The organism is Streptomyces lydicus, from assembly GCF_000717345.1.
GTDB classification, from domain to species: Bacteria; Actinomycetota; Actinomycetes; order Streptomycetales; family Streptomycetaceae; genus Streptomyces; species Streptomyces lydicus.
The window spans coordinates 228,469-253,336 of record NZ_JNZA01000012.1; the positions used below are offsets into that span (position 1 = coordinate 228,469).

The 24,868-nt window shown below is 72.6% G+C and carries 18 protein-coding genes; 6 read left to right on the plus strand and 12 right to left on the minus strand.

Features of this window, described 5'->3' with window-relative positions; all coding sequences use genetic code 11:
• The first annotated feature begins 12 nt into the window (after positions 1–12).
• Positions 13–741 carry a class I SAM-dependent methyltransferase gene (locus OO62_RS13570; RefSeq protein WP_033267587.1) on the plus strand — a complete coding sequence of 243 codons (729 nt, stop codon included), beginning with the start codon at positions 13–15 and terminating at the stop codon, positions 739–741.
• A complete protein-coding gene (locus OO62_RS13575; RefSeq protein ID WP_033267588.1) occupies positions 738–2,303 on the plus strand; it encodes an FAD-dependent oxidoreductase in 1,566 nt (521 codons plus the stop codon). The genes OO62_RS13570 and OO62_RS13575 overlap by 4 nt, the downstream gene beginning before the upstream one ends.
• A 42-nt stretch (positions 2,304–2,345) precedes the next feature.
• Here the strand turns inward: OO62_RS13575 and OO62_RS13580 are convergent, their stop codons facing one another.
• The 8 genes from OO62_RS13580 to OO62_RS13615 form a co-directional block, all read right to left on the minus strand.
• Complete coding sequence (locus OO62_RS13580; protein WP_033267589.1) at positions 2,346–3,359, minus strand: Rieske (2Fe-2S) protein; 1,014 nt, start codon at positions 3,357–3,359, stop codon at positions 2,346–2,348.
• Positions 3,356–4,345 (minus strand): phytoene/squalene synthase family protein, encoded by a 990-nt coding sequence (locus OO62_RS13585; RefSeq protein WP_033267590.1) that lies wholly within the window; start codon positions 4,343–4,345, stop codon positions 3,356–3,358. Before OO62_RS13585 ends, OO62_RS13580 begins: the two co-directional genes overlap by 4 nt.
• On the minus strand, positions 4,342–5,877 hold the full coding sequence (gene crtI / locus OO62_RS13590) for a phytoene desaturase family protein (protein WP_033267591.1): 1,536 nt from the start codon (positions 5,875–5,877) through the stop codon (positions 4,342–4,344). The genes OO62_RS13585 and crtI overlap by 4 nt, the downstream gene beginning before the upstream one ends.
• Positions 5,874–7,130 carry a polyprenyl synthetase family protein gene (locus OO62_RS13595; protein WP_051733119.1) on the minus strand — a complete coding sequence of 419 codons (1,257 nt, stop codon included), beginning with the start codon at positions 7,128–7,130 and terminating at the stop codon, positions 5,874–5,876. Before OO62_RS13595 ends, crtI begins: the two co-directional genes overlap by 4 nt.
• A gap of 297 nt (positions 7,131–7,427) precedes the next feature.
• Positions 7,428–7,853 (minus strand): hypothetical protein, encoded by a 426-nt coding sequence (locus OO62_RS13600; protein WP_033267592.1) that lies wholly within the window; start codon positions 7,851–7,853, stop codon positions 7,428–7,430.
• A gap of 193 nt (positions 7,854–8,046) precedes the next feature.
• On the minus strand, positions 8,047–9,351 hold the full coding sequence (locus OO62_RS13605) for a PP2C family protein-serine/threonine phosphatase (RefSeq protein ID WP_051733120.1): 1,305 nt from the start codon (positions 9,349–9,351) through the stop codon (positions 8,047–8,049).
• Positions 9,352–9,641: 290 nt separating this feature from the next.
• Positions 9,642–11,117 (minus strand): SAV_2336 N-terminal domain-related protein, encoded by a 1,476-nt coding sequence (locus OO62_RS13610; protein ID WP_033267593.1) that lies wholly within the window; start codon positions 11,115–11,117, stop codon positions 9,642–9,644.
• The gene (locus OO62_RS13615; protein ID WP_099870403.1) at positions 11,114–12,508 is read right to left on the minus strand and encodes a VMAP-C domain-containing protein; all 1,395 of its coding nucleotides are present in this window, start codon (positions 12,506–12,508) and stop codon (positions 11,114–11,116) included. The genes OO62_RS13610 and OO62_RS13615 overlap by 4 nt, the downstream gene beginning before the upstream one ends.
• 253 nt (positions 12,509–12,761) lie before the next feature.
• Here OO62_RS13615 and OO62_RS13620 point away from each other — a divergent pair, with 253 nt between their 5' ends.
• Positions 12,762–13,190 (plus strand): hypothetical protein, encoded by a 429-nt coding sequence (locus tag OO62_RS13620; protein ID WP_143686335.1) that lies wholly within the window; start codon positions 12,762–12,764, stop codon positions 13,188–13,190.
• A 55-nt stretch (positions 13,191–13,245) separates the two neighbouring features.
• Here the strand turns inward: OO62_RS13620 and OO62_RS13625 are convergent, their stop codons facing one another.
• A complete protein-coding gene (locus tag OO62_RS13625) occupies positions 13,246–18,291 on the minus strand; it encodes a hypothetical protein (RefSeq protein ID WP_033267596.1) in 5,046 nt (1,681 codons plus the stop codon).
• Between the two features lie 384 nt (positions 18,292–18,675).
• Between OO62_RS13625 and tgmA the strand changes: the two genes are divergently transcribed.
• Together tgmA and tgmB are read left to right on the plus strand one after the other, a co-directional pair.
• Positions 18,676–18,867 (plus strand): putative ATP-grasp-modified RiPP, encoded by a 192-nt coding sequence (gene tgmA / locus OO62_RS13630; protein ID WP_033267597.1) that lies wholly within the window; start codon positions 18,676–18,678, stop codon positions 18,865–18,867.
• Positions 18,868–18,873: 6 nt separating this feature from the next.
• Positions 18,874–19,824 carry an ATP-grasp ribosomal peptide maturase gene (gene tgmB / locus OO62_RS13635; protein WP_033267598.1) on the plus strand — a complete coding sequence of 317 codons (951 nt, stop codon included), beginning with the start codon at positions 18,874–18,876 and terminating at the stop codon, positions 19,822–19,824.
• 75 nt (positions 19,825–19,899) lie between these two features.
• On the opposite strand, the gene OO62_RS13640 is transcribed toward tgmB, so the two are convergent.
• The 3 genes from OO62_RS13640 to OO62_RS13650 all read right to left on the minus strand — a co-directional run bounded on the left by OO62_RS13640 (position 19,900) and on the right by OO62_RS13650 (position 23,796).
• Positions 19,900–21,429, minus strand: coding sequence for a SufS family cysteine desulfurase (locus OO62_RS13640; protein ID WP_398742074.1), 1,530 nt, complete (start codon positions 21,427–21,429; stop codon positions 19,900–19,902).
• On the minus strand, positions 21,416–22,798 hold the full coding sequence (locus OO62_RS13645; protein ID WP_051733125.1) for a family 2B encapsulin nanocompartment shell protein: 1,383 nt from the start codon (positions 22,796–22,798) through the stop codon (positions 21,416–21,418). Before OO62_RS13645 ends, OO62_RS13640 begins: the two co-directional genes overlap by 14 nt.
• Positions 22,799–23,169: 371 nt before the next feature.
• Positions 23,170–23,796, minus strand: a complete 627-nt coding sequence (locus tag OO62_RS13650; RefSeq protein ID WP_033267599.1) for a TetR/AcrR family transcriptional regulator — start codon at positions 23,794–23,796, stop codon at positions 23,170–23,172.
• A 146-nt stretch (positions 23,797–23,942) separates the two neighbouring features.
• Between OO62_RS13650 and OO62_RS13655 the strand changes: the two genes are divergently transcribed.
• Positions 23,943–24,860 (plus strand): alpha/beta fold hydrolase, encoded by a 918-nt coding sequence (locus OO62_RS13655; protein WP_033267600.1) that lies wholly within the window; start codon positions 23,943–23,945, stop codon positions 24,858–24,860.
• Positions 24,861–24,868 lie beyond the last annotated feature (8 nt).

The window sequence follows — 24,868 nt, forward strand, 5'->3', positions numbered from 1 at the left end:
AGAAGGGACTCCATGACACTGCTGCACGACGGTGAGCTGTCCGCCGCCTTCGACCACGCCGCACGCCGCTACGACCTGCTGACCGCGGTCAACCCCGGCTACCGCGCCGACCTCCGGCGCTCCGCCCGCCGGCTGCGGCTGCCCGGCGGGGGCCGCGGACTGCGGCTGCTGGACCTGGGGTGCGGCACCGGGGCGTCGACGGCGGCGCTGCTCGCGACCGCACCGCACGCCGAGATCGTCGCCGTCGACGCGTCGGCGGGGATGCTGGAACGCGCGGCGGCCAAACCCTGGCCGCCCGGCGTCTCCTTCGTGCACGCACCCGCCGAGGAGCTGGCCGGCGCCGGGGTCGACGGCGGCTTCGACGCCGTCTTCGCCGCCTACCTCTTCCGCAACGTCACCGACCCGGACGCGGTCCTCGCGGCGGTCCGCACGGCACTGGAACCGGGCGGGCGGCTGGCCGTCCACGAGTACACGCTGTCCGGCAGCGCCGCGCACCGCGCCGTATGGACCGCGGTCTGCCGGGGCATCGTGCTGCCGGCCGGGCGCCTCGCGGGCGACGGCGGCCTCTACCGGCACCTGTGGCGCAGCGTCCTCGCCTTCGACACCGTCCCCGAATTCACCGCCCGCCTGCGGCGCACCGGCTTTCGCCAGGTGCGGGCACTGCCGCTGCCCGGGTGGCAGACCGGCATCACCCACACCGTCCTCGCCGCCGCACCGGACGTCCGCCAGGAGACACCATGACACCCCGTCAGGAACAGCCCGCCCGGAACGCCCCGCGCGGCCGCGACCGCCGGGCCCGGCTGGTCCCGGCCGCCCCGGGACGCGCCCGGATCACCGGCCACGACCGGCCGTGCGTCGCGGTCGTCGGCGGCGGCATCGCCGGGCTCAGCGCGGCCACCGCCCTGGCCGAGCGGGGCGTACGGGTGACCCTGTACGAGCGGGAAGCAGCCCTCGGCGGCCGGCTCGCGGGCTGGCCGGTGCGGCTCGCCGACGGCTCGACGGCGACTATGAGCCGCGGGTTCCACGCCTTCTTCCCCCAGTACTACAACCTGCGGGGGCTGCTGCGCCGGACCGACCCGGGACTCCGGCGACTGCACCGGCTCCCGGACTACCCCCTTCAGCACCGCTCGGGCACCCGCGACAGCTTCGCCCGGGTGCCGCGCACCCCGCCCTGGAGCGCCCTGGGCTTCATGGCGCAAAGCCCCACCTTCACCTGGCGGGACCTGGTGGAGATGCGGCCCCGCGCCGCCCTGCCGCTGCTCGACGTACGGGTGCCCGGTATCTACCGGCGGCTGGACCGGGTCAGCGCCTGGGACCTGCTCTCCCGCATCCGCTTCCCCCGGGCCGCGCGGCACCTGGCGTTCGAGGTCTTCTCCCGGAGCTTCTTCGCCGACCCGCGCGAACTGTCCGCCGCCGAAATGGTGTTGATGTTCCACATCTATTTCCTCGGCTCCAGCGAAGGGCTGCTGTTCGACGTGCCCGGCGAGCCGTTTCCCGAGGCGCTGTGGAACCCCCTCGCCGCCTACCTGGAGGGCCATGGCGTCCGGCTGCGGACGGGCACCCCGGTGGCCCGCGTCGAGCCGGCCGCGAACGGCGGCGTGCGCGTCACCACGGACCGCGAGGACCGGCGCCACGACGCGGTGGTGCTCGCGCTGGACCCCGGCGGTCTGCGCCGGCTCGTCGCCGCGTCCGACGCCCTGGGGGACGCCGCCTGGCGGGCCCGCATCGACCGGCTGCGGACCGCGCCGCCCTTCCTGGTGTCCCGGCTCTGGCTGGCGCGACGGGTGTCCGCCGACCGGCCCGGCTTCCTCGGCACCAGCGGCTTCGGCTCGCTGGACAACGTCAGCGTGCTGGAACGCTGGGAGGGCGAGGCCGCCCGCTGGTCCGCCCGCACCGGCGGCTCGGTCCTCGAACTGCACGCCTACGCCGTCGCCCCCGGCGCCGACCGCGCCCTCGAACAGCGCCGCCTGACGGCCCAGTTGCACGCCGTCTACCCGGAGACCCGCGACGTGCCGATCGTCGACCAGCACCACGAGTGGCGGGCGGACTGCCCGCTGTTCACGGTGGGCGGCTACGCCGACCGGCCCACCGTGCGCACCCCCGACCCGCGGGTGGTGGTCGCCGGCGACGTGGTGCGTACGCCGTTGCCCGTCGCGCTGATGGAACGTGCCGCGACGACCGGCTTCCTGGCCGCCAACGTGCTGCTGGCCCGGTGGGGCGTCCGCGGCCAGACGCTGTGGACGGTGCCCGACCGGGGGCGGGTGGCGGCACTGCGCTGGGCCGCCCGGCTCGCCGACAGCTGACCCGGTGCGCGGCCGCCAGCCGCCCGGCGAACCGCGCGTCCGTCAGCCCGGCTGACGACCACTGCTGCGCAGCTGCCGGCGCCGCTCGGCGTACGCCAGATCGTCCCGCCACAGCCGCCCCGACGCCGCGCGCACCAGCGGACGCAGCAGCGGCGCCGCCGCCCGGGCGAGCGCGAACCCGCGGCGATCGGAGGTGGCCACGACCGCCTCGATCACCGCGGTGCGCGGCCTCCCGCGGTCGTCCGGGCCCAGCGGAGTGGCATGGGTCTCGACCACCGAGCCCCGCCCTTCGCCGTCCGCGATGCGCATCACCACCGTGCGCGGCCCGGGCGCGGTGAAGTGCGCTGTCACCGGCACCACGGCCCGCCCGGCGACCTTGAAGGAGACGTCGACGACGAACGCGTCGGGCCCCTCCGCACCGGACTCGGGCGGCGCCCCGACCACCCGCAGGTCGACGAACGAGTACGGGTGGAACCACGCACCGTGCCAGGGATCGAGCCGGTTGGCCACCACGTCCTCCGGCTCGCACCCCCCGACGGCCGTGTGCACGGCGGTGACCGCGTCCGACAGCGCGGGCCGCGACGGCACCACCGGCCGCGGCAGCGGAGTTTCGCCACCGACGCCGTCGAGCCGCACCCAGGCCAGCACCCCGTCGTCGTACGCCGGAAACGGCTCCCACCCGGCGAACGGAGCGCCGTCCAGGGCGAGTCCGTGCCAGCGGCAGCGGAGCGTGCCGCAGTGCACGGCGCCCCGGGCCAGCGGCGCACCCAGATGCGGGCAGGCCCCGGGCCCCGCCACCAGCCGCCCGTCAGCGGCGCGCCAGGCGACCACCTCGACGCCGGCCACCGTCCGGCCGAACGCGCTCCGCGCCCCGATGCCGCGCGCCGCGCCGAGGACGAACCAGTTGCCGGCGGGGCGGGCGAGCGCCCGCTTCAGCGCGCCGTCGATGACCGCGGGCCGGGCCTCGCGCCAGGTGGGGCGCTGCCGCTCCCACGGTACGGGCCGGCGGCGCAGCCGCAGCGGGAGGCGGGAGCGGCGTCGGGCCTCCGGGGTCATGGGCTCTCCTTCCGCGCCGGGCAGAGCGTCCGGCCGTGTGCCGCGACGGGGGGACGGGCGGTCCGGCGGGCCGCGACGGCGCGGGCCAGCCCGCCCAGCGCGGTGGCCGCACGGCGCCTGCGGGAGACCACCGCGCGACGGTGCAGCACGGCGTACCCCTGGTCGCGCACCGCGTCGAGGATGGCGCCGTAGAGCACGAACGCGGTGCGCATGCACGGGCGCGACACCGGTTCGAGCATCGCCAGTCCCGGTTCGGCGGCCCGGTAGACGCCGCGGGTGAGGGCGGCGGCCTCCGCCAGGGCCGCGGGGATACGGGGGTCCCGGCGACCGGTGTCCCGGCTCCAGCGCAGCAGTTCGCGGTCGACGCCGTGCGCCGCCAGCAGATCGGCCGGCAGATAGACCCGGCCCCGGTCGAGGTCCTCGCCGACGTCGCGCAGGAAGTTGGTCAGCTGGAAGGCGACGCCGAGCGCGGCGGCGTGCGGCGCGGCCTCCTCCTGCGGGACGCGGGTGCCCAGCACGGGCAGTATCTGCAGTCCGATCACCGCCGCCGAACCGTGCATGTAGCGCTGCAGGTCCGCGTACGTCGGATAGTCCGTCACCACCAGGTCCATCCGCATGGACGCCATGAAGTCGGCGAAGTGCCCGTGGTCGATGCCGTGGACGGACGCGGTGTGCGCCACCGCCCGCACCACCGGTTCCGGGCTCGCGCCGCCGCGCAGGCCCTCGTCGAGACACCGCTGGAGGGAGTCGAGCGCCCACGCCCGCTCCGCGGGGCCGGCGTCGGTACCGAGGTCGTCGACGAGGTCGTCGGCCCAGCGGGCGAAGCCGTAGAGGGCGTGCACGGCCGGCCGCCGGTCGGCGGGCAGCAGCCGGGTGGCGAGGAAGTACGTCTTGCCGTGCCGGGCGTTGAGCCGGCGGCAGTGGGCGTACGCGGCCCGCAGCCGGGGATCGGTGATGCCCGCCGCGTCGAGTTCACGGGCGGTCATGCCGGGACCGCTTCCTCCGCCGGGCGGGGCGCGCCCGCGCCGGAACGTGGGGAGCGGAGCCCGGTCACCCGGGCCGCGGCGAGCTTGCCGGACAGCAACACCGTAGGGATGCCCACCCCGGGAGTGGTGCCGCACCCCGCCAGCACGGCGTTCTCGGTGCCCCGCACCAGGTTCCGCGGGCGGAACGGGCCCGTCTGCGCGAAGGTGTGCGCCGCGGAGAACGGCGTCCCGGCGGCCAGGCCCCGGTCCGTCCAGTCGGCCGGGGTGATCAGGCCCAACTCGTCGTCGGCCGCGGCGATGCCGGTGAAGCCCCGCCGCTCCAGCACCCCGAGCAGGTCGTCGCGGTACCGGGGGCCGAGCGCGCGCCACGCCTCGGCGCCGGGCCCGGTCTCGGTGTTGGGGCAGGGCGCCAGCACATAGTGCAGATGCCGGCCCGGCGGGGCGAGGCCGGGGTCGGACATGGTGGGACGGGTGAGCAGCAGCGAGGGGTCGCTCATCAGCCGCCCGGTACGGGTGAGTTCGTCGAAGGTCCGCTCCCACGCCGCGCCGAAGGACAGCGTGTGGTGTGCCGTACCCGGCCAGGTCCGCTCGCCGCCCGCGTGCAGGATCACCGCGGACGGCGCGTGGCGCAGCCGGAGCGGGCGGCGGGGCCGCCGGCCGAGCAGGCCGTAGACCACCGGCAGATCGGGCGTGAGCACCACCGCGTCACACGCGAGCCGCTCGTGCTCGGTGACCACCGCCGTGATCCGTCCGCCGCTGCGCTCCAGCCGGGTGACGGCGTGGCCGTAGCGGAATGCCGCGCCGGCGCCGGCGGCCGCGTCGGCCATCGCCTGCGGCAGGGCGTGCATGCCGCCGCGCGGGAAGTACACCCCGGCGACCGTGTCCATGTACGCGATGACGGCGTACGCGGCGAGCGCCCGCGCGGGCGGCACCCCGGCGTACAGCGCCTGGAAGGAGAACACCCTGCGCAGCCGCTCATCGGGCAGGAAGCGGGCGATGCGGGCGTCGAGCCGGCCGAACCCGCCGAGCGCGGCCAGCCGCACCAGGTCCGGGTGCAGCAGCTGCAGCGGCGAGTCGAAGTTGGTGTCGATGAAGCGGCGGCGCTGCGCCGCGTACACCTGCGTGAGCCAGCGCCGGAGCCGGCGGTAGGCGGGGGCGGCCGCGGGGCCCGCGAACCGTTCCACCTCGGCCTCCATGGCCGCGGCGTCGGTGTGCACGTCCAGCTCGCTGCCGTCGGCGAACCGGGCGCGGTACGCCGGGTGCAGCGCCTGCAGTTCCAGCCGGTCCGTGCGGCGCTCGCCGACCGCGGCGAACGCCTCGTCGATCAGGTCGGGCATGGTCAGCACGGTCGGGCCGGTGTCGATGCGGTAGCCGAGGCGGTCGGTCCGGCCGGCCCGGCCGCCGGGCCGCTCGGCACGCTCGACGACCGTCACCCGTCGGCCCGCGCCGAGCAGATGCAGCGCGGCGGACAGTCCGGAGAGTCCGGCACCGACCACCACGACGTGGTCGGTGCGGCCTTCGAGGGCTTTCAACGGTCTCGGCCTCCTCGGGCGCAGGCAGCAAGGGAAGGGCAGTCGCTTTCGCCGTCGGCTCCGTCGGCCGGGCCCGGCCCGTCGGGGTCCTCGCCGACGCCGGCGACCGCGGCGATCAGCCGCCGCAGCCGCGCGGCGGCGAAGGCGTCCAGGGGGACCGAGTCCAGATGGCGGAAGCTGCGCGTGACCAGGCGCCGGATCCGCGCGGCCACCTCGTCGCGGGCTCCGGTGGCCACGAACACGGCACGCACCCGCTCCAGACCCGCGTCGTCCAGCCCCCGGTCGCCGACGCAGCGGTCCAGCACCGCGAGCGCCGCCCGGTCGTGGCGCCGCGCGGCCCGGGCCCGGGCGACCGTGAGCAGAGTGGTGAGCTTGCCCTCGCGGATGTCGTCACCGGTCGGTTTGCCGGTCCGTTCCGGGTCCCCGAAGACGCCCAGCAGATCGTCCTGGAACTGGAAGGCCACACCGGCGCAGCGGCCCGCCGCGCACAGCGCTTGCGCGGTCGCCTCCTCCGCGTCGGCAAGGGCCGCACCGAGAGCCAGCGGCCGTTCGACCGAGTACCGCGCGCTCTTGAGGTACGAGATCCGCGTCGCCAGCGCCGCCGAGCGGGAGCCACTGATCTGCCCGTACAGATCGAGGTACTGGCCGGCCACCATCTCGCCCCGCATCGCCTGCCAGATCTCCCGCACGCGGGCGCCGCACCGGCCGTCGAGCCCGGCGGCGGCGAGTGTGTCGTCGGCCCAGGCCAGGGCGAGATCGCCGGTGAGCACGGCGGCGGCCGCACCGAACCGGGCGGCCCGCGCCTCGCGGCCCGGCGCCGTGAACCGCTCGGCGAACTCGACGTGCACCGACGGCCTGCCCCTGCGCACGGGCGACCGGTCCATCGCGTCGTCGTGCACGAGCGCACAGGTCTGCAGCAGTTCGACCGCGGCGGCCACCCGCAGCACCGTTCCGACGGCCCCCGCGCCGGGGCCGTCCCCGCAGGCCCGCAGGCCCCACCACAGGAACTGCGAGCGGGTGCGTTTGCCGCCTTCCAGCGTGAAGCTCCGCACCCGGCCGGCCACGTCCCGCGCGAAGGTCGCGTCGATCCCGCCCGCCCGGCCGACCTGCTCGTCGAGCAGCACACCGAGCACCCGGCCGACGGCGGACGGCACATCCGCGTCGACGGCGGCCGGCGGGAGCCCGGCCGGGCGCGCGTCGCCGCCGCCGTGGCAACCCGCACGGCGTGGTGTGCCCTCGTCGCGACCGCGCATCCGGAATCCTCTCGTCCCGCCGGTCGGGCGGCCCGTGCGCGACCACCGCAGTCGGGGCGGGGCCTCACTTGATCACGGGCCGCGGCCGAAACCCGGCATCTGCCGCCGGACACACCAGCAAAAGCCGCCGGTCGCAGTGGTGCGGGTAGACCGCATGCGGGAGGGCGGCCCGTCGCGCGCGAGGGCCCCGGGCCGCCGTACGGGGATCAGGGCGACCGGGTGCAACGCGACAGCCGCCCGCCGCCGTTTCCGGTGGCAGGCGGCTGCTGTCCGTGGCCGCGCGGTGGGGTTGTGCCCCTACAGAACGACGACGGCCGTCCGGTGCGCGTAGCTGAAGCCCTCGTCGTCGAAGTAGAAGACGGTGAGCTTCACCGTGTCGCCCTTGGCGAAGTGCGAACCGGTGGCCGTACGGAGCTTCACCAGCGCCGTGTGGTCGGCGTAGTCACAGGTGAGCTTGGCGCTCTTGATGGTGCCGGCGGCGATCGACTCCTCGTGGTCGGACTCGACCGAGGTGGCGTTGGCCACCAGCTGGTGGTGCATCCCGGTGTCGCAGGAGTACTTCACGCTCGCCTGGAGGCCCGACGCGTGCAGGGACACCTTGTTGATGGTGAGGAGATTGGCCTTGGCGGCCGCGGACGGTGCCGTGGCCAGTGCCCCGGCGCCGATCAGGACGGCCGCGGCCGCGGTCCCGGCGAGGCGCTGCCGGAGACGGGTGGTGTTCATCGCGTGTTCCTTCCCCCCTGCGCAGCCACCTTGGTCGGGTACCGCGGAGAATGCTCCGGGTACGGGGTGACTGCGACAGTTGTTCGTTTTGACGCGTGATCATACGTGTCCCTCGCCGGAGCCGCGGGCGCATCCACGCGTCATGCGCACCACCGTCCGGCGCGAACGGCCCGGCCGCCCCCGGCCCTCCGCCCTACCGGCCCGGCTCCGTCCATGGCCGGGGGAGCGCCTCGGGGGAGGTGGTGTGCTCGGGCAGACCGGCCAGCGCCTCCATGCGGGCCGGACGGTACGGGGTGGGACCGCTCCATTCCAGCAGCAGTACGGTGGCGTCATCGCCGAGCTGCCCGCCGTGGTAGGCGAGGTGATGCCGCATCAGGCGGCGCAGCGTCTCGGGCACCGGCAGCCCGTCGGCGTGGTGCTGGATGAGGAAGTGGGTGAAGCCCTCCAGGCCGAACTCGCGGCCCTCGCGATTGCGGGCCTCGGTGATGCCGTCGGTGTACAGCAGCAGACGGTCCCCGGGTTCGAGCTGGTCCTGGCAGAGCGTCGGGGCCACCCCCAGACCGGTCCCCATCGGGGGTGCGGGCGAGCCGCTCAGGTTCAGGGCGGTGCGTCCCTTGCGGATGACGACCGGCGGCGGATGTCCCAGCGTGGTCCAGGTGAGCAGTCCGGTCGCCGCGTCCAGCTCGGCGAGCAGACCGGTGGTGAAGCGATGGGCGTCGAACTGCTCCAGCAGGACCCGGTCCACCGCCTCGGCGATCTGCACCAGCCCGGCGCCCTCCCGGCGGTGGTTCCGGCTGGCGGCGACCGCGAGGTTCGCGGTCAGCCCGGCGGCCGTGTCGTGGCCCATGGCGTCGAACAGCGACAGGTGGACGGTCTCGTCGGCGATGGCGTAGTCGAAGACATCGCCACTGACTTCGTAGGCGGGTTCCATCGCCGCGCTGATCAGCACCCGGTCGGTGGCGAAGGTCCGCGGTGGCATGACGCGCCACTCCATCTCGGCGGCCACGTTCATTCTGCGGCGTCGCACCAGACGGGCGTAGGTGTCGCTCACCGTGCGCTTGCTGATCACCATCAGCGCGACCAGTCCTGCCAGATTGCGCAGGTCCTGCGCCGCGTGGCCGTCCAGGGTCAGGCCGGGCGCGGCGGACGCGCGCAGCACCCCCAGCCGCTCGGTCCCGTTCAGCAACGGCACCCACCACTGCCCGGAATCGGACGCGCCGCCCTCGACGATGCCCCCGGTCTGGAACGACCGCCCGGCGAGGGTGCCCTCCACCCGCAGTACGTCCGGCCGCTCGTCCCGGCTGCCGTTCTGCCCCGAGGTGCCCGTGAGCAGGCACAGGATGTCCTGCTGGACGTCGGCCAGGTAGAGCGAGACGTCCAGCCAGCCGACCCGGGCCGCGTGTTTGGCGACCACGTCGGCGACCTGCTCCAAGGTGATCACATGGCTGGCGGCGATGAGGTCGGCCAGCATCCTGCCGCGGGCCGCCGGGCTGCTCATCGGGATTCCCCCGTGCGGACGGCGCACTCGAGACGGGCGCGGGAACGGGCACCCGCGCGGCGGGCCGCGGAGCGGCGGGGCGCCGTCGGTCCGGTGTGGGGCAGGGAGCGGGGACAAGACCTCAACGGAGCACTCCGGGCGGACGGTCGGCGAGGAAGCGTGGACGCACACGGCACCAGTACGGACAAACTACGCAAACGCGAAATCAAGGTCACAGCGTACCCGCGCGTCCCCCACTTCCCGGGCAGGGCCGCCCCACCCCGGGGGCCGTCTCACCTGCTCAGCGCGGCCTACCGCGTCGACGCCACATACGCCTCGATCCGCGTGCGCAGCACTTCCGCCGCCTCACGGTGCGGTGTGGAGGCCCCGGAGAGCGCCGTCAGCACGGCGCACTCGACGCGGAGGTAGGGCGGCGCCTCCCGGGTGATCTCGGGAAGCGGAGCCGCGGCGGGATTCTTGACCCGCTGGCTGATACCGCGGACGGCCGGGACGTGCGGGCCCAGATACTGGTCCAGGAGCGCCACGACGCGCCGGGTCTTCACGGATTCCCCCAGCGACAGGAGCTTCTGGCGCACCCCGGGCGTGAAGTCGAACACCACCTGGTCGTACGGATCGCTGTGCTCCGCCGCGTTCTCCGCGGTGATCAGCAATCCGCTGGTGAGGACGGCCGCCAGATCGCCGGGGCTCGCGGCGGGCAGGAGTTCGGCGGCGATGAGCTGCATGATGTGGCGGTTGAGCGGCGCGGCGGCCAGCAGGACGGCGAGGGTGAAAGCGTTGTCGGACGCCGCGGTGCGGAACTCGCCGATCCGCTGCTCCGGCGTCAGCTCGGCGTCCGGCGCGGCCCCGGGGGACGGCACCAGCCCCGTCGCCGCCGAGGCCGGCGGGATCTCCAGTGCCTGCTGGTGCACCCACAGCCTGGACGTCATCAGCCGCACCCACTGGTCCAGCCACCGCTTGCGGATCTCCAGCACCGGAATCAGCAGCCGGTGCCCGTCCCGCTCCGGGAGGCTGCTCCGCGCGGCCGAGGGCGCGGTCCCCGGCGGCGCCACCTCCAGGGCCCCGTTGGGACACCCCGGGGCCAGCGCGCGCAGCTGATGGGGCCGGGTGTGGACGCCGGACAGCTCCCAGTCGTGGTGAGGGAGCACATGCAGCATCGCCACCGTGTGGTGCTGGGCCCAGGCGCGCAGATCACGCCAGATCAGCCCGCGTTTCCAGGCAGCGCCGACGGCATCGGTGAGGACGAAGACGGTCTTCTGGCGGTGTGGCGACGCGGGCCGGCCGAGCCCGAGCTCGTCCAACCTCCTGCGGTCGAAGAGGTCCGCGGGGGAGGTCGAGGACTGACTGCGCAGCTCGACGAGGTGGACATCGTTGAACAGCGGCAGTTCGCAGGCCGAGGCCGCGAACGCGTTGACGGTCGGGGCCCAGGCGAACATCGACAGGCCGGTGTCGACCACCAGCACCAGCTCGCGTACCGGGGAGTCGGCGGCCGGCGGACAGACCGGGCCCGGCGCCGACGGTATGGCGTACGCGTCCGCCGTCGGCTTGCGGAAGTCCCGCCGTTCCGGCGGCAGTTGGCCGAGCGCGTGCAGGGCGCTTACCGAGGCTTCGGCGGCGGGCAGCGGGAGAGGCGAGGGCCAGCCGTCCGGCGCCGGCGCGAACACCGTCCGTTCGGTGGCGAGGTGTTCCAGCCCGAGGACCTGGGACGGGGTGACCGGTGTGGCCGGGGCGGCGGTGATGAGCCAGGTCGCGGCCTCCAGGGTGCTCACGGTGCGGCGACCTCATCCGGGGCGACGAGCGGCCTGAGGACCGGCAGCTGACGGTCCGGGTCGTCCCACATCAGGGTGACCTCGCGCAGCAGCTCCGCCTCGTCGCCCAACGGCCCGGGCGACAGATGGATTTCCCCGATCCTGCTGGGCAGGTCCTTCAGCGGGCCGCGGTGAATGAGGTTCTGCACCGATTCGTGGAACGACTGCGAGCAGTTCTGGCGGTGCCACAGGATGGCCGGGGCCCCGGCGTGGATGGCGTCCATCAGCTCCCTGCGGCCGTCCTCCACATCGGGAGGCGAGTTGAGGACCAGTGGTTCGCCCGACCGCCGGGCCGCGCCCTCGCGGCGACCCGCGCACGGTGGCGCCGGCACGTCCTCGCGCATCAGCTGCATCCAGCGTTCACGCCACGACGAATGGGAATCGGGCGACTGCAGCCGGTCGAGACTGCGCACCAGCACCCGGCAGTCCCACGCGGCCTCCTGTTCCCCCGCCGGCCGGCACCACTCCCACACCGGCTCGTTGACCAGCGCCAGCGGCAGCCAGAACTCGACGGTGAGGTCCGTACGCTGACCGTCCACCAGGGCATGCCGCAGCCGGCTGGTGACGGCCCGGGCGATCTCCGTCTCCCGCACCCGGGTGTCGTCGTCCCGCAACGGGGGACCGTCGTAGGCGCCGCCCTCGTCGTGCCACACGCGCAGGACGTAGTAGTCGCTCGACAGGCCGTCCGGCATCAGCACGAACATCACCCGGCGGTCGGTGGCGTCCGGCAACTGGATCGACGTCGCCCGCTTCCGGCAATCCCGCAGCGACGGCAGCAGCCCGGACGCCTGCGCGTGCCGGAACGTCCAACTGCGGATCTGCTCCCCGATGCCGTCGTCGACCGCGGCCGCCAGGTACTCCAGGAACGCCATGAACGGCGGCAGCCCGTTGGGCAGCGCATTGCGCCGCAGCAGATGGAGCAGGATGCTCCACGCATGGGTGCAGTGCACCGGCAGCGGCGAGGCCAGCGGCTGCAGGGACGCCTGCGCGATGACCTGCACGTCGTCGGAGGGCACCTGGCTCAACAGACCTTCCAGCGCGAGCAGTTCGGACTCGGCGAGCCACGTCCGCGCCGACCAGCGGTCGCACAGCAGCCGCAGCTCCCGCGTGGTCCGCAGATCGCCGGTCAGCGTCCCGACGGCATCCGCCAGCGCGTCGGCGCCCTCGGCCAGGGCGGTGCACTCCGCCACCAGCTGGGAGAACTGGTCGAGGGAACGGGCCTGCGCGTCGGGCTCGCTCAGCGGATCGTCCAGCAACTGGGCCAGCATCCGGACCAGGGCCCGGCGCCCCGAATGCGAGGCAAGACGCGGTGAGCCGGCCAGCACCTCCACCATCGCCCGCTGCAACGACACCGGTGCGGCGTCCCCGCTTCCTCTTCCGAAGCCGTCCGGCCGGACTGATTCAGCTGACGCCATGGCCATGCCCCCCCAAGGAACGGTCGAACAAGCCGGCATCGGCGCCGGCTGCCTGACTCCCCTGCCATGACTGTCCACCAGCGGACACCGCCAGGCCAAGGAGAAAATGAGATGAGTTTGCGAGCTTGACAGCCGTCGCTTCCAGCTGATTGCGCCCCCGGCACCACTCCCGGGTGGAGACAATGGGGCCATGGGGGACGCGAGTGCGTGGGCAGCATGGGTGGCGGCGGCGACGAGCCTGGCCACTTTGGTCGTGACGACGGTGGTCGGCGGCCGCCGCGAGCACCGCAAGTGGGCACGCGAGTCGCTCACCGACGCCTTCGTGGCGTTCCTCGAAGCGAGCTGGGCGCACTCCGACGTCGTCCGCGACGCCCCCGCACGGCGGCCCCTCGACGGCGACGGCGCCCAGGCGTGCTACGCCGAGATGCGCCGCCAGCTGACCCGGCTCCGGCTGCTCGCCTCCGAGGAGGTGCTGCGCGTCGGAGAGGATCTGCTGCGCGCCCAGCGCACCGCCCAGGAGGCCCTCCCCGGTGCCGCCCGGCAGGAGGCACTGCTCGCCGCGGCCCGGTGCCGCCGGCTGGTGGTGGCCGCGGCCAAACGGGAGATGGGCCTGCCCTGAGGCGCGTCCGCACCGTCCCGTCCCGCCCCCGGCCCACGGCCGGCGGGTGCTCCGTTCACCGCACATAGCGCCCCAGTCTCTTTTCCGTGCTGTCGCGGATGTGCGTCAGCACCGCCTGCGTCGATGCCGGAAGCTTCCCGGTCTGCAGCTCGTTCCCGGTCCACCGCGCGATGCTGTGGAAACAGGCTTCACCCATCCGGTCCCGGGGCCCCGGCAGCCAGTGCGTGACGATGTTGCGGGCGGCCGCCGCCAGCACCGGGTCCTCGGGGGACAGCGCCGTCAACAGGTCCTGCCAGTGGCCCCAGTAACCCAGGCCCACCAGGCGGGCCCGCTCCACACTGGGATGCAGCGCATCGGTCTCGTGCGCCATCCGGTGCAGCGCCTGCTCCGCCGTATCGGCCTCCAGCATCAGGTCCTCCAGCAGCGCCAGCCGGCCGAGGTAGCCGATGGCGGTGGTGGCGTGCGCCGCCAGGGCCACCGGCACCAGGCCGTGCCGGCCGTGGGAGTGGGTGATGACGGCGCCGATGTTGTGCTGGTTGGTGGCGACCTCATGGACGAACGGCAGCGCTTCGTAGAGCCCCGCGCTGGCCGCCAGCATGACGAACTGGTGGGCGGCTATGCCCTCCGGACTCTTCGGCTGCAGGGACAACAACTGCTGCCGCACCGTCGGGGCGATCACCATCGGCTGGACGAACGGCGCGTCGAGCAGCACGTCGACGCTGCCCAGCAGCCCGGTCAGCGTGGGGGAGTCGATGCCCTGCTCATCGACGAACAGCGCCGTCTCCGCGCGCAGCGGCAGCATCCGGCGCCAGGTCGTGCACCACGGCCAGTGCACCGCCTGCTGCTCCAGCCCGTGCTCGATCAGTGCCTCCTGCACCCGCAGCGCCAGCCGCAGCCCCAGGTCGTGGTCGAGGGTCCCGGCCGCGGACACCAGACAGGCCACCGGATCGACGAACTCCGGGGTGAGCGTGGCCAGTACGGGCTCCAGCAGCCGCTCCAGCACCACCTGGTCATCGGGCGACAGGCAGTGGACGAACGCCGCCACGATCGACAGCCGCTTCGCCGACGCCCGGGCACCGACCTCCTCCAGCAGCGGCGCCCCCAGAACCCGGCCGTCCGCCAGCAGCCGGTGCGCCCCGATCACCGCCAGGTGCTCGTTGGGCTGAGTCAGCAGCTCCTTCCAGCCCTCGGGGCCCGCCCCGAACATCTCCTGGTCGAGCAGCGCGCCGGCCAGCACGTTCTGCGGCGAGCCCGCCTGTACCGTCCTGGCGGCCCGGTCGAGCATCTCCCGCCAGTCCGGGCACTCGGCGAGACCGGCCCGGAAGCGGTACGCCAGCAGCGTCTCGATGTCCCCCTCGGTGGCCAGCCGCTTCAGCAGGAACAGCCGTTCCTCGTTGAGCCGCTCCGCCTCGGAGGTCGCCGCGGTGCTCCCCAGCTCGCGGTCGATCTCGGACAACTGCCGGGCACACGCCTGGGCGTACCCGGCGCGCAGCGCCCGGTTGGGCAGCACGTCGAGCTGGGCGAGCGTCTCCCATGCCTGAGAGGTCACCTCCCAGGACACACCGGGCTGCTCCAGCCGCGACCACGCATGGCCCGCGAGGCTCGTCAGCCCGGTGGCCTGAATGCTGCGCAGTGCCCGTACGACGACGGAGTCGCCGACGGTCACGTCCGGCGGCGGATCGAGCAGCCGGGACAGCACCTCCTGCAGGACGGCGGTCGCGTCCGGGACGAACCACCGGTGCATCATCACCAGGCCGTCCAGCGCCGCCTTCACCGCCTGCGGATCGCTCTGCTCGTCGAGCGTGACCTGCTCCAGGACGTCCATGGCGGACCGGGCGCCGTACCGGGCCAGCGCGTAGGCCGACCGCCGCCACGCCGGCCGGCCGCTCGCCTCCGAACGCAGCACCGCCTGCTGGGCCTCCAGGAACGCCTGCCGCACCTCGGGCACCGCGTCCTCCGGTGCCGCCTGCAGCAGCATCGCCCCGTACCAGGGGTTCGCCTCCACCGCGGTGCGCAGCACGGCGGCCACGGTCTCCGCGTCCGCGTGCGGATCGGCGACGAGGAACAGGGCCGCGTCGCGCCACCCGAATCTTCGGATGCGTTCGGTCACCGCCGGCACATGGTCCTGGGCGTCCTCCAGCAGGACGGACGCCGCGCACAGCGCCTGCACCAGACGGTTGCAGAAGGTGATCCGGGAGGCGTCCTGCTGTACGGCGGTCGTCGACAACAGCGTGTCCAGGTCCTGTTCGGCGTCGTGCCGGGCCGGGTCCTGGATGACCTCGACGGCCTCCTCGCGGCTCAGCGACCCGGAGTCCCCGAGCTTGCTCACCAGCTTGTTGAGCATCTGCTTCTGCTGGGCCACCGGGATCGCGTGGTCACCCGACTTCAGCATGCGTTCCAGGTACTTGTGGACCAGGACCCCCGGGTTGGAGGGCACCTCACCGGCGTCCACGAAGTGCCGCACCAGCATCTTCAGGAACAGCGGGCGGCCGGCGAGTTCGCGCAGCGCCTTCGCGGCCGGGTCCTTGAAGAGGAGCTCCTCCAGCCGGGCGAACTCCGCCTGCCAGTTGGCCGGGTGCTTCTTGCGCAGCTCATCGGCGATGAAGGCACGCGCGGGCTGTTCCCGCACCTTGTGCAGCACGACCGCCGGCCACCCGAAGACCTCGGGCTGGTAGTCGCCGCCGCGCTGGCACACCACGAGGCGCACCTGCGGATGCGTGACGTGCAGCTCCTTGAGCCATGCGGTGACATTCCTGCGGTGCCGCAGCTCGACCTTGTGCAGGTCGTCCACGGTCAGATGGATGGCCCCGATCTCCAGCAGGCGCTCCAGCCGGCTCTGTGACACCTCCTGCGGAAGCTGGATCAGACCGCGCAGGACCGTGGCGGGCGTCAGATCGACGGCGGCGTGCAGCGCGATGCTCAGCTGCACGGCGCTGACGGACAGCGGGAGGCAACACGGGGTACCGGCGGCGGCGTCGGGGTCGGCGTTCTTGGAGAACGCGTTCATGATGCGCATCTTCAGCTCGCGGACCACCACGCTCTTGCCCGATCCCGAGTCGGCGACCAGCACCGCGACATCGTGCTGCGCCAGCAGGCGTAAGCAGCTCTTGGGCGCCGCGGAGGCGCCCTCGCCCTGCTGGACGTAGGGCTCGCCGGCCGCGAGCACCCGGCCCTCCAGGGGGATGTAGGTGAAGTCGCGGTAGTGCTGGGAGCTGTCGAACTCCTTGTCCCGGCAGTGGCGTTGCAGTTCCTCGACGGCCGGCGCCAGCGGACCGCTGAACAGCCGCTCGGTCGCCCGCCGCACCGGCGAGCCGGCCTGCCGCGGCCTTTCGACGCCGGCGGACACCAGCGCCGCCGTCAGCAGGTCGGCGGACGGCCAGCTGAGCTCGTCGGGGTTCCCCAGCAGCATCTCGCGGGCGGTCCGCGCCTGGTTGACGGTCCACTGGTCGAAGAAGTGGCGGTAGCCGGGGACGAGGCACTCCGCGGCCACTCCGGACACCGCGGTGGACGCGCCGACCTGGTGCTCGGACTGCTCGTCGGTCGCCCACTTGAACGTACGGCAGGCCGCCAGGGTCAGGTGCTGGAAGTAGTGCCGGGGCCAGTTCTCCTGGTCCTCGGCCGGCACGGTCTTCCAGATGCCCAGCCGCAGCGCCCACAGCAGCGCCAGACAGCGGCTCAGTACGGGCGCCTCCCCGGCGATCGAGTTCACGAGGAAGGCCGCGGCGGGCACCACCGCGTCGGCTCCCCACAGCGGGGTGACGACGGTGAGCAGCGCCAAGTACCGCTGCAGGCGCACCAGATCGGACCAGGAAAGGGCCGGGGCCACGCAGTCACGGAGGATGCACACCTCCATCCAGGCGAGGTCGGCGAGCAGATCCCCGTCCGGCTCGAAGGACGCGAAGTCGATCAGGTAGGGGTTCTTCTCGCAGAACATGATGTTCCGCGGATTGAGGTCGCCGTGCACGGACGCCCGCGTGCGCGCCTCGGCGGACGAGGACAGGACACTGCGCAGCGCCTTCACGGGGTGCCCCACGGTCATCCCGTCGTACTGCAGCAGCCCTTCGGACTCGGCGAAGTCCCCCTTCGTGCACAGGTGGGCGGCGAAGAGGTCCGACCAGCGCTGGGCACGGGTGGACTGCACCGTCCCGTACACGTCGAGCGGACGCCTGCCGATCAGTGCGGCGACGTCCTTGCGGTCGGCGGCGCCACCGGTCAGTTCGACGTGCACCCGCAGGGAGTTGAACTCTCCGGACACCACCGGGCCCGCCACCTCGGCCTTGTCCAGCATCAGGCGGACGGTGTCGCCCTTGGACAGGCTCCGCCCGGCGCCGGGCGGCGAGGTGGACGCCTGAAGGAGCTCGATGGAGGTCACCGCGGGCCTGCGGAGGTCCTGGGCACCCGGGTTGCCGTCGACGAGCCGCACCGGGCCGAGCCCAGCGGCGTCGATCTCATCGGCCTTCAGCACCACATTGGGGCCGAGGCTCCAGTTTTCCTGCCGCAGGAGCTGCTCGGAGGCGGAGGCGGCGTTGCGGTAGAGCTTGTTCCGGAGCGTGCTCATCATCGAGGAAAGCGCCGCCACACCCTGCGCTGTGGCCTCTTGATTCGCAATGGCCTCGACAACCACGTCTTCCAGCGACCGGACGGTTCCCTCGGTGTTCTGGTCACGGTCCCGTACATGGGCGTAGACGACCACGTGCCGTTTGAAGTCCACCGCGTACTGTTTGTCGATCACCGATCGACTCACCGCGACGATGGGTACGTAAAGCGTGTCGTCGTGCTTTCTCGCCAAGGCGGTGAATGCGTCCCACTCCTGTACGGCCTCGGCATGGCTCATGAGCTTTGCGACCTGGAGGAAACCGGCCGCCTTTTTCACGCCAACCTCGATCTCCAGGACTTCGGAGCCGCTGCGCCCGCCGGCGAGTCGCCGCAAGACCGTGACGGTGTGCACACCGGCAGGCCAGTAGCCCTTCGGTGCGGTTCCGTCGTCCGCCGGGGCGACCTCGCCGTCCAGTACGGCAACATCGCAAAGGGCGTCGATGAGGTATCCCCGGTCATCGTCGTCGATGCCGCATGCCGGCGCGAATTCAACCTGTGGAACCATGCGTGCTACCCCCCGAAACCACCCGCAGCCCTACCCACACCGGCGCTCGCTCTGCGTAGTGTTCATATAGCAGAGCGAGAGTGTAGCGATAAGTGCGCCCGCGTGTACTCCGTCCACGGAAGGCGCCGGCGAGCTGTCCGAGCGCCCCTTCACGCCTCATCAGGAGAGGAATACGCCGCGTAACGCGGCTATCACGGGCAGGCGGTATACGTCGGTCCGGTAATTACGTTCTGATGGAAGTTCCGTCAAGTGGATCGCCGGAAACGAGCAAAGATGGCAACTATTGACCGAAGAGTTGCGTCATCTGTGCAGAGTCGTCCGGCGAACTACCCGTCCCTGACCGAGTCATGGGGGGCGGAACACGGGGTTTTTGAAGGAGAAGGTATGCGACCGTTTGCGTTGAGCTACGCCCGTCCGGCGGTGAAGTCGTCGGCCGCCACTCCGTACACCTACGACGCCACGCGGCAACTCAACGTTCTGCCCGACGGGCGCCCGGCCACCAGCAGCCGGGCGGTCCTGCTGGCGACCGGCACCACCGCCTCCACCGCCGGCTCCAAGACCCACTTCGACGACTGAACGTCGATGACCGTCCTTGTCCTTACCTGCGAGGAGGACTTGACAGCGGACATGGTCGTCTCGACCCTGCACGACCTCGGTGTCCCGCTCGTCCGCCTCGACCCCGCCGACCTGCCCGGGAGCATCGCCCTCTCCGCGGACTACACAGGCGACGGCTTCCACGGCTACCTCAAGACGGGCGAACGCGTGGTGAGCCTCGGCAGCCTGCGCTCGGTGTGGGTCCGCCGGCCCGGCACACCGGGGACCCGCGCGGAGGAACGCTCCACCTGGCTCACTGCGGAGGCCGAGCAGGCGCTGTACGGCATGCTCACCTCCACCCGGGCACGCTGGATGAACCACCCCGCCGCTGCCGCGCAGGCCCGCTACAAGCCCTGGCAGCTGCACATCGCCCAGCGGTCCGGGTTCACCGTGCCCGCCACGCTGATCACCACATTCCCCTCCGTCGCCCGGCAGTTCGCCGCCACCCACCGCGACCTGGTGGTGAAGTCGGTGTCCGGGAAGCACCCCGGTGACCCCCCGATGGTGCTGCCCACCACCCGCATCAGCCCGGACGCGGACTTCAGTGCGGTGGCGGCCGGCCCGACCCTGCTCCAGCAGCACGTCAGCAAGCAGGCCGACATCCGGCTGACCTGCGTCGACGGTCATCTCTTCGCGGCCCGCAAGGAAGCCGACCCGGACGAGGTGGACAGCCGCTTCACGGAGAACAGCTCGTGGAAGCCGGCCGAGGTGCCCGACCGCGTACGGCGGTCGGTGGCGGCCTACATGACCAGCACTCAGCTCGCCTACGGTGCCTTCGACTTCGCCGAGGACCGGGACGGGACCTGGTGGTTCCTCGAATGCAACCAGGGCGGCCAGTTCGGGTTCATCCAGCTCGACACCGACCAGCCCATCGCCCAGGCCATCGCCGCCTGGCTGGCGGCGGACCCCCTCACCTGCCATTCCTGGCCCGCCGTCTGACGCCCCGTACGGCACGGCACCGCCGTCGTCGGCCGGAAACCGGTCGGCGACGGCGGACACCAGGGACGGGCACGGTCAGCCGGCCTGCTGCAACTGCTGCAGCGAAGCCACCAGCTTGTCCACCTCCTCGGGCGTGTTGTAGAGCGCCAGCGAGGCACGCGCCGCGCTGGCGAGCCCGTAGTGGGCCAGCGCCGGCTGGGCGCAGTGGTGACCGGCGCGCACGGCGATGCCGTCCCGGTCCAGCCACTCGGCGATGCCGGCCGGATCGTGACCGGCGAGGGTGAAGGTGAGGACGCCGATGCGCTCGGGCGCGGAACCCAGCAGTTCGAGTCCCGGCACCGTGGCCAGGGCCTGCTGGGCATGCGCCATCAGCGCGGTCTCGTACGCGGTGACGGCGTCCCGGTCGAAGGAGGTCAGCCAGTTCAGCGCGGCCAGCAGACCGACCACGCCGGAGATGTGCCCGGTACCGGCTTCCAGGAGGTGGGGGACGGGGGCGTAGGTGGTACCGGTGAAGGCGACGGACTCGATCATGTTGCCGCCGCCCTGCCACGGAGCCATCTCCCGCAGGACGTCCGGTTTGGCGTACAGGGCGCCGATGCCGGTCGGGGCGAACAGCTTGTGACCGGAGAACACATAGAAGTCGGCATCGAGGTCCTGCACGTCGACGGGGAAGTGCGCGACCGCCTGCGCCCCGTCCACCAGCACCTTCGCGCCGTAGCGATGCGCCAGCGCAGTCATCTCGCGCACCGGCGGGACGGTGCCGAGTACATTCGACGCATGGCTGAGCGCGACGAGTTGGGTGCGCATGGAGAGCAGATCGGCGTACGCGTCGAGGTCGATCCGTCCGTCCGGTCGCAGCGGTACGGGGACCACCCGGGCCCGGGTCTCCTTGGCGACCATTTGCCACGGCACGATGTTGGAGTGGTGCTCCAGCACCGGAACCAGGATGTCGTCCCCGGGACCGAGGTTGGCCCGTCCCCAGCTCTGGGCGACGAGATTGATCCCCTCGGTGGTGCCCCGTACGAAGACGATGTCGTCGGGCGAGGCCGCGCCGAGGAACCGGGCCACCGCCGCCCGGCCCGCCTCGAACGCCTCGGTGGCCTCCCGGGCCATCGTGTGCGCACCGCGGTGGATGTTGGAGTTGGCGGACCCGTAGAAGCCGGCCAGCGCCTCGATCACCTGGCGCGGCTTCTGCGTGGTGGCCCCGTTGTCCAGCCAGACCAGCGGGTGACCGTTCACCAGCCGGTGCAGGATGGGAACGTCCCGGCGTGCCAACTCCGGTGAGAAGGCGGCGGGTTGGCCCGGCAGCGCGGGCGCCGGGCCGCTGAGGCCCTCGGCCCCGCCGACGAGCCCGGCGGGGTCCGCGGTTCCGGCCGGTGCGGTGAGCCCGGCGGAGCTGGTGGGTACGGCGGTGCCGGCGGGTACGGCAGGGCCGCTGGTTACGGCAGGGTCCGTGTGATCGGTGGACTGTGGGTACGGGGACGGGTACGGGGACGGGTGCTGCGGCACACCCGGCACCGCCGGCACACCCTGAACCGGGGGCTGCTGCGGGACCGGACCCGTGGCCGGGCCGCCCATCCCCCTCGTCACCTCAGCTGTAGTCATGGTAGTTGGCGACCTCGACGTTCTGGAGCACGGCGAGCGCGTCCTCGACCAGCACCGCGGCGTTGAAGTACGCCGTCATCAGGTACGACGTGATGCCCTTCCGGTCGACGCCCATGTTCCGCATCGACAGGCCGGGTTCCACCTCGTCGTCGATCTTCGCGGGACGCAGCCCCACCACGCCCTGCTCCGCCTCGCCGACCCGCATCAGCAGGATCTCGGTAGTGCCGATGCCGGCACCGCCGGAGAACCGCACCTTGTCGGAGGGCAGCAGCGGTACGCCGCGCCAGGTCAGCAGGGGGCTGCCGAACCGGGTGTCGATGACCGGGGGCACACCCCGGCGGGTACATTCCCGGGCGAACGCGGCGATCGCCCTGGGGTGCGCGAGGAAGAAGCCCGGCTGCTTCCAGACCCGGGTGAGCAGCTCGTCCAGGTCGTCGGGGGTCGGCGAGCCGGTGCGCGCCTGCACCCGCTGCCCGGGCGCCACGTTGTGGAAGAGCCCGAATTCCGGGTGGTTGAGCAGCGAGGCTTCCTGCCGCTCGCGCAGGGCGTGGGCGGTGAGGTTGGACTGGGCCCGGATCTGGTCGATGGGCCCGTTGTAGAGGTCGGAGACCCTGGTGTGCACGCGCAGCACGGTCTGGGCGAGCGTCATGTGGTACTCGCGAGGGGTGTCCTCGTAGTCGACGAACGTCCCCGGGAGGTCGGGTTCACCGACGTGCCCGGAACTGAGGTCGACCGGCACCTCGGCGCCCGGCAGGACCCCGTCCGCGGCGAGATACGCGTCCATCGCCCCGCGCAGCGCCGGGTCCCGGTCGCACAGCCCGGCGAGCGCGCTGCGTTCCAGGCACAGCGCCACGCCGGGGGTGAGGGCCCGGACGCGGTACGGCATCTCCTCGGAGCGGGTCCAGGCGTCGAGGTCGAAGAACTGGCCGTCGCCGATGACTTCGAGCACGGCGTCCTCGCCGTAGCGGCCGTTGATCCGCTTCTCGGCGCGGCCCTGGGCGATCACCCAGAGCCGGTCGTGGGCGTCACCGTCCTGGGCCAGCATCTCCCCGGCCTCGAACGCCACTTCGGTGAACATGCCGGCCAGTTCGGCCAGCAGGTCGTCGTCGGCCTCCCGGAGATAGGGCAGTTCCCGCAGGTCGCCCGGGATGATGCGCGGTGAGCCGCCGTCCGTGTGGGTGCTGATGCGGTCGTCGCCGAGGACGTAGGTGCGACGCCGGTTGACGCGGAACACACCGGCCTCCACGTCCACCCATGGCAGGGCACGCAGCAGATAGCGCGGGGTGATGCCGCGCATCTGCGGGCTGGTCTTGGTCGTGGTCGCGAGCTGCCGTGCCGCGTCCGGGCCGAGGCTCATCCGATCGTTCATGGGACCCTCCCTGCAAACAGGCATGCCGACCGGCCGGCGCACGGCCGACCGGCATGCGGGAACGCACCGATCGTCCGGTTGTCACCAGCTGCCCGCAACAGGCCGTTTGTCGGTGTCCGGCCTGAATTGCTCGCCGCACTGAATTGCCGATCCCGTATGGACGTACGACTACGCGCCGTCATGTCGGCATCACCACTGGGGGAATTAGCGGAAGCAGGAATTCCGAGGTGGCCGGTTGCCGCACTTCGACATTCCCGGCCGTCGCGTACACGACCTGTTTTCCCCTCATAACGCCACTTTGCGTTTCTTCAAGGATGGCTTATGGCGGTGGAATATGACGATGCGTCAGTTATCCCTGATTGTCAGCGAGTTCAGTCGATCGACGGGCCCGCTCCGCCCTCGGGGAAGAGTCGGTCCAGGTGGAGGCGCAGTACCGCGAGGGCGGAATCCGGGGTGCGCTGCCCGACCAGGATGCTGGTCCCGAGTCCCGCGGACATTGCCAGCAGGCCGGCCGCTTCCCCTCGCGCGTCCATATCGGGTGCGGTGAGTCGCGCGTCCTGCGCCTCCTGGAGCAGGCGGGTCACGGCGTCCTCGGCGGCGTCGGGGTCGTCGGTGAAGGGCTGGGCGGCGAGCGCCTCGTCCGTCACGGAAAGTACCGCGTACGAGGTGTAGACGAGGTGGAAGGTCCGGCTCTCCTCGTCGGTCGGCAGTGACTCCCTCAGGAGGGCCTCGATCGTGGCGCGTGGCCCGGGATTATCGCCGGCGGCCCGCAGTCGTTCCGCGACGCGGGCGCCGAGCTGGCCGGCCAACTGCTGGAGCCCGTACAGGAGCAGCTTCTCCTTGGTCTCGAAGTAGTACTGCACCAGCCGGAGGGATACCCCCGCCTCCGCGGCCACCTCACGCATTCCGACGGCGTGCAGTCCGCGCCGCCCGGCGACCCGGACGAGTGCCTCGGCGATCTGGGTGCGCCGTTCCTCGTGGTCCACGCGCTTCGGCATCGGTCGTGCTCCCTCGCCCTTCTTGCCTGCGTCCACTCTCTCCTGCCGGGCCGTACGGGCCCTCCAGGACCCCTTGATGGTACAGCCGTACCACCATGATGGTACGGTCGTATCACGAAAACGGAACTTCCCGGAGGTGGTTCGCCGTGCCCCAGTCCTTGACCCGTGACCGCACCCCGGCCGACGTCGGCCGCTATGTGAACGAGGCCCTGCGCGACCGCTACTTCGCCGCCTGCCAGGCGGTCTTTGACCTGGCCGGGGCCGCGTACACGGAGACGGATGTGGAAACCGGCTTCGGGACCACGCACGTCTACCGGTACGTCCCCGCGGACCCCGCCGCGGCGTCCCGCACGCCGGTGGTGCTGATGCACGGCGCAGGCGGCAACGCGGCCCAGTGGTACCCGAACGTCGCCGCGCTCAGCGCGGAGCGCCCCGTCTACGCGATCGACACCCTCGGCGACCCGGGGCGCAGCGTGCAGCACGCCCCCATCCACCGGCCCGAAGACGCCGCCGCATGGCTGGACGAGACGCTCGCCGGCCTCGGCCTGGACCGGGTCCACCTCATCGGGTCCTCCTACGGCGGCTGGCTCACCCTCAACCAGGCGCACCGCGCACCCGGCAGGCTGGCCTCGGTCACCCTGCTCGACCCCGGCGGCCTGGAGAGGGTGGGGGCCCGGTTCTTCGCCTGGATCTTCCTCAGCGCCCTGGCGACCGCCGCGCCGAAGGCCATGCGGCGACGCCTGGCGGCCTGGCTGGAACAGCCGGTCCTGATCGTGCCGGAACTGCGCTCGATGGTGATGCTGGGCGTCCGTGCGTACCGCATCCGCCGTCCGGTCCCGCTCCCGCTGACCGACGACGAACTGCGGACCATCCGCACGCCCATGTATCTGGTGCTCGGCGCCCGGAGCCTGCTGGTGCACCCGCGGCGACAGCTGGAGCGCGTGCCCCGCCTGGTGGCCGGCGCCCGCGCCGAGATCGTTTCCAGCACGGGCCACGGCCCGCAGATCGACCACGCCGAACAGGTCAATGAACGGATGCTGCGGTTCATGGACGCCGTCGACTGACGTGCGCC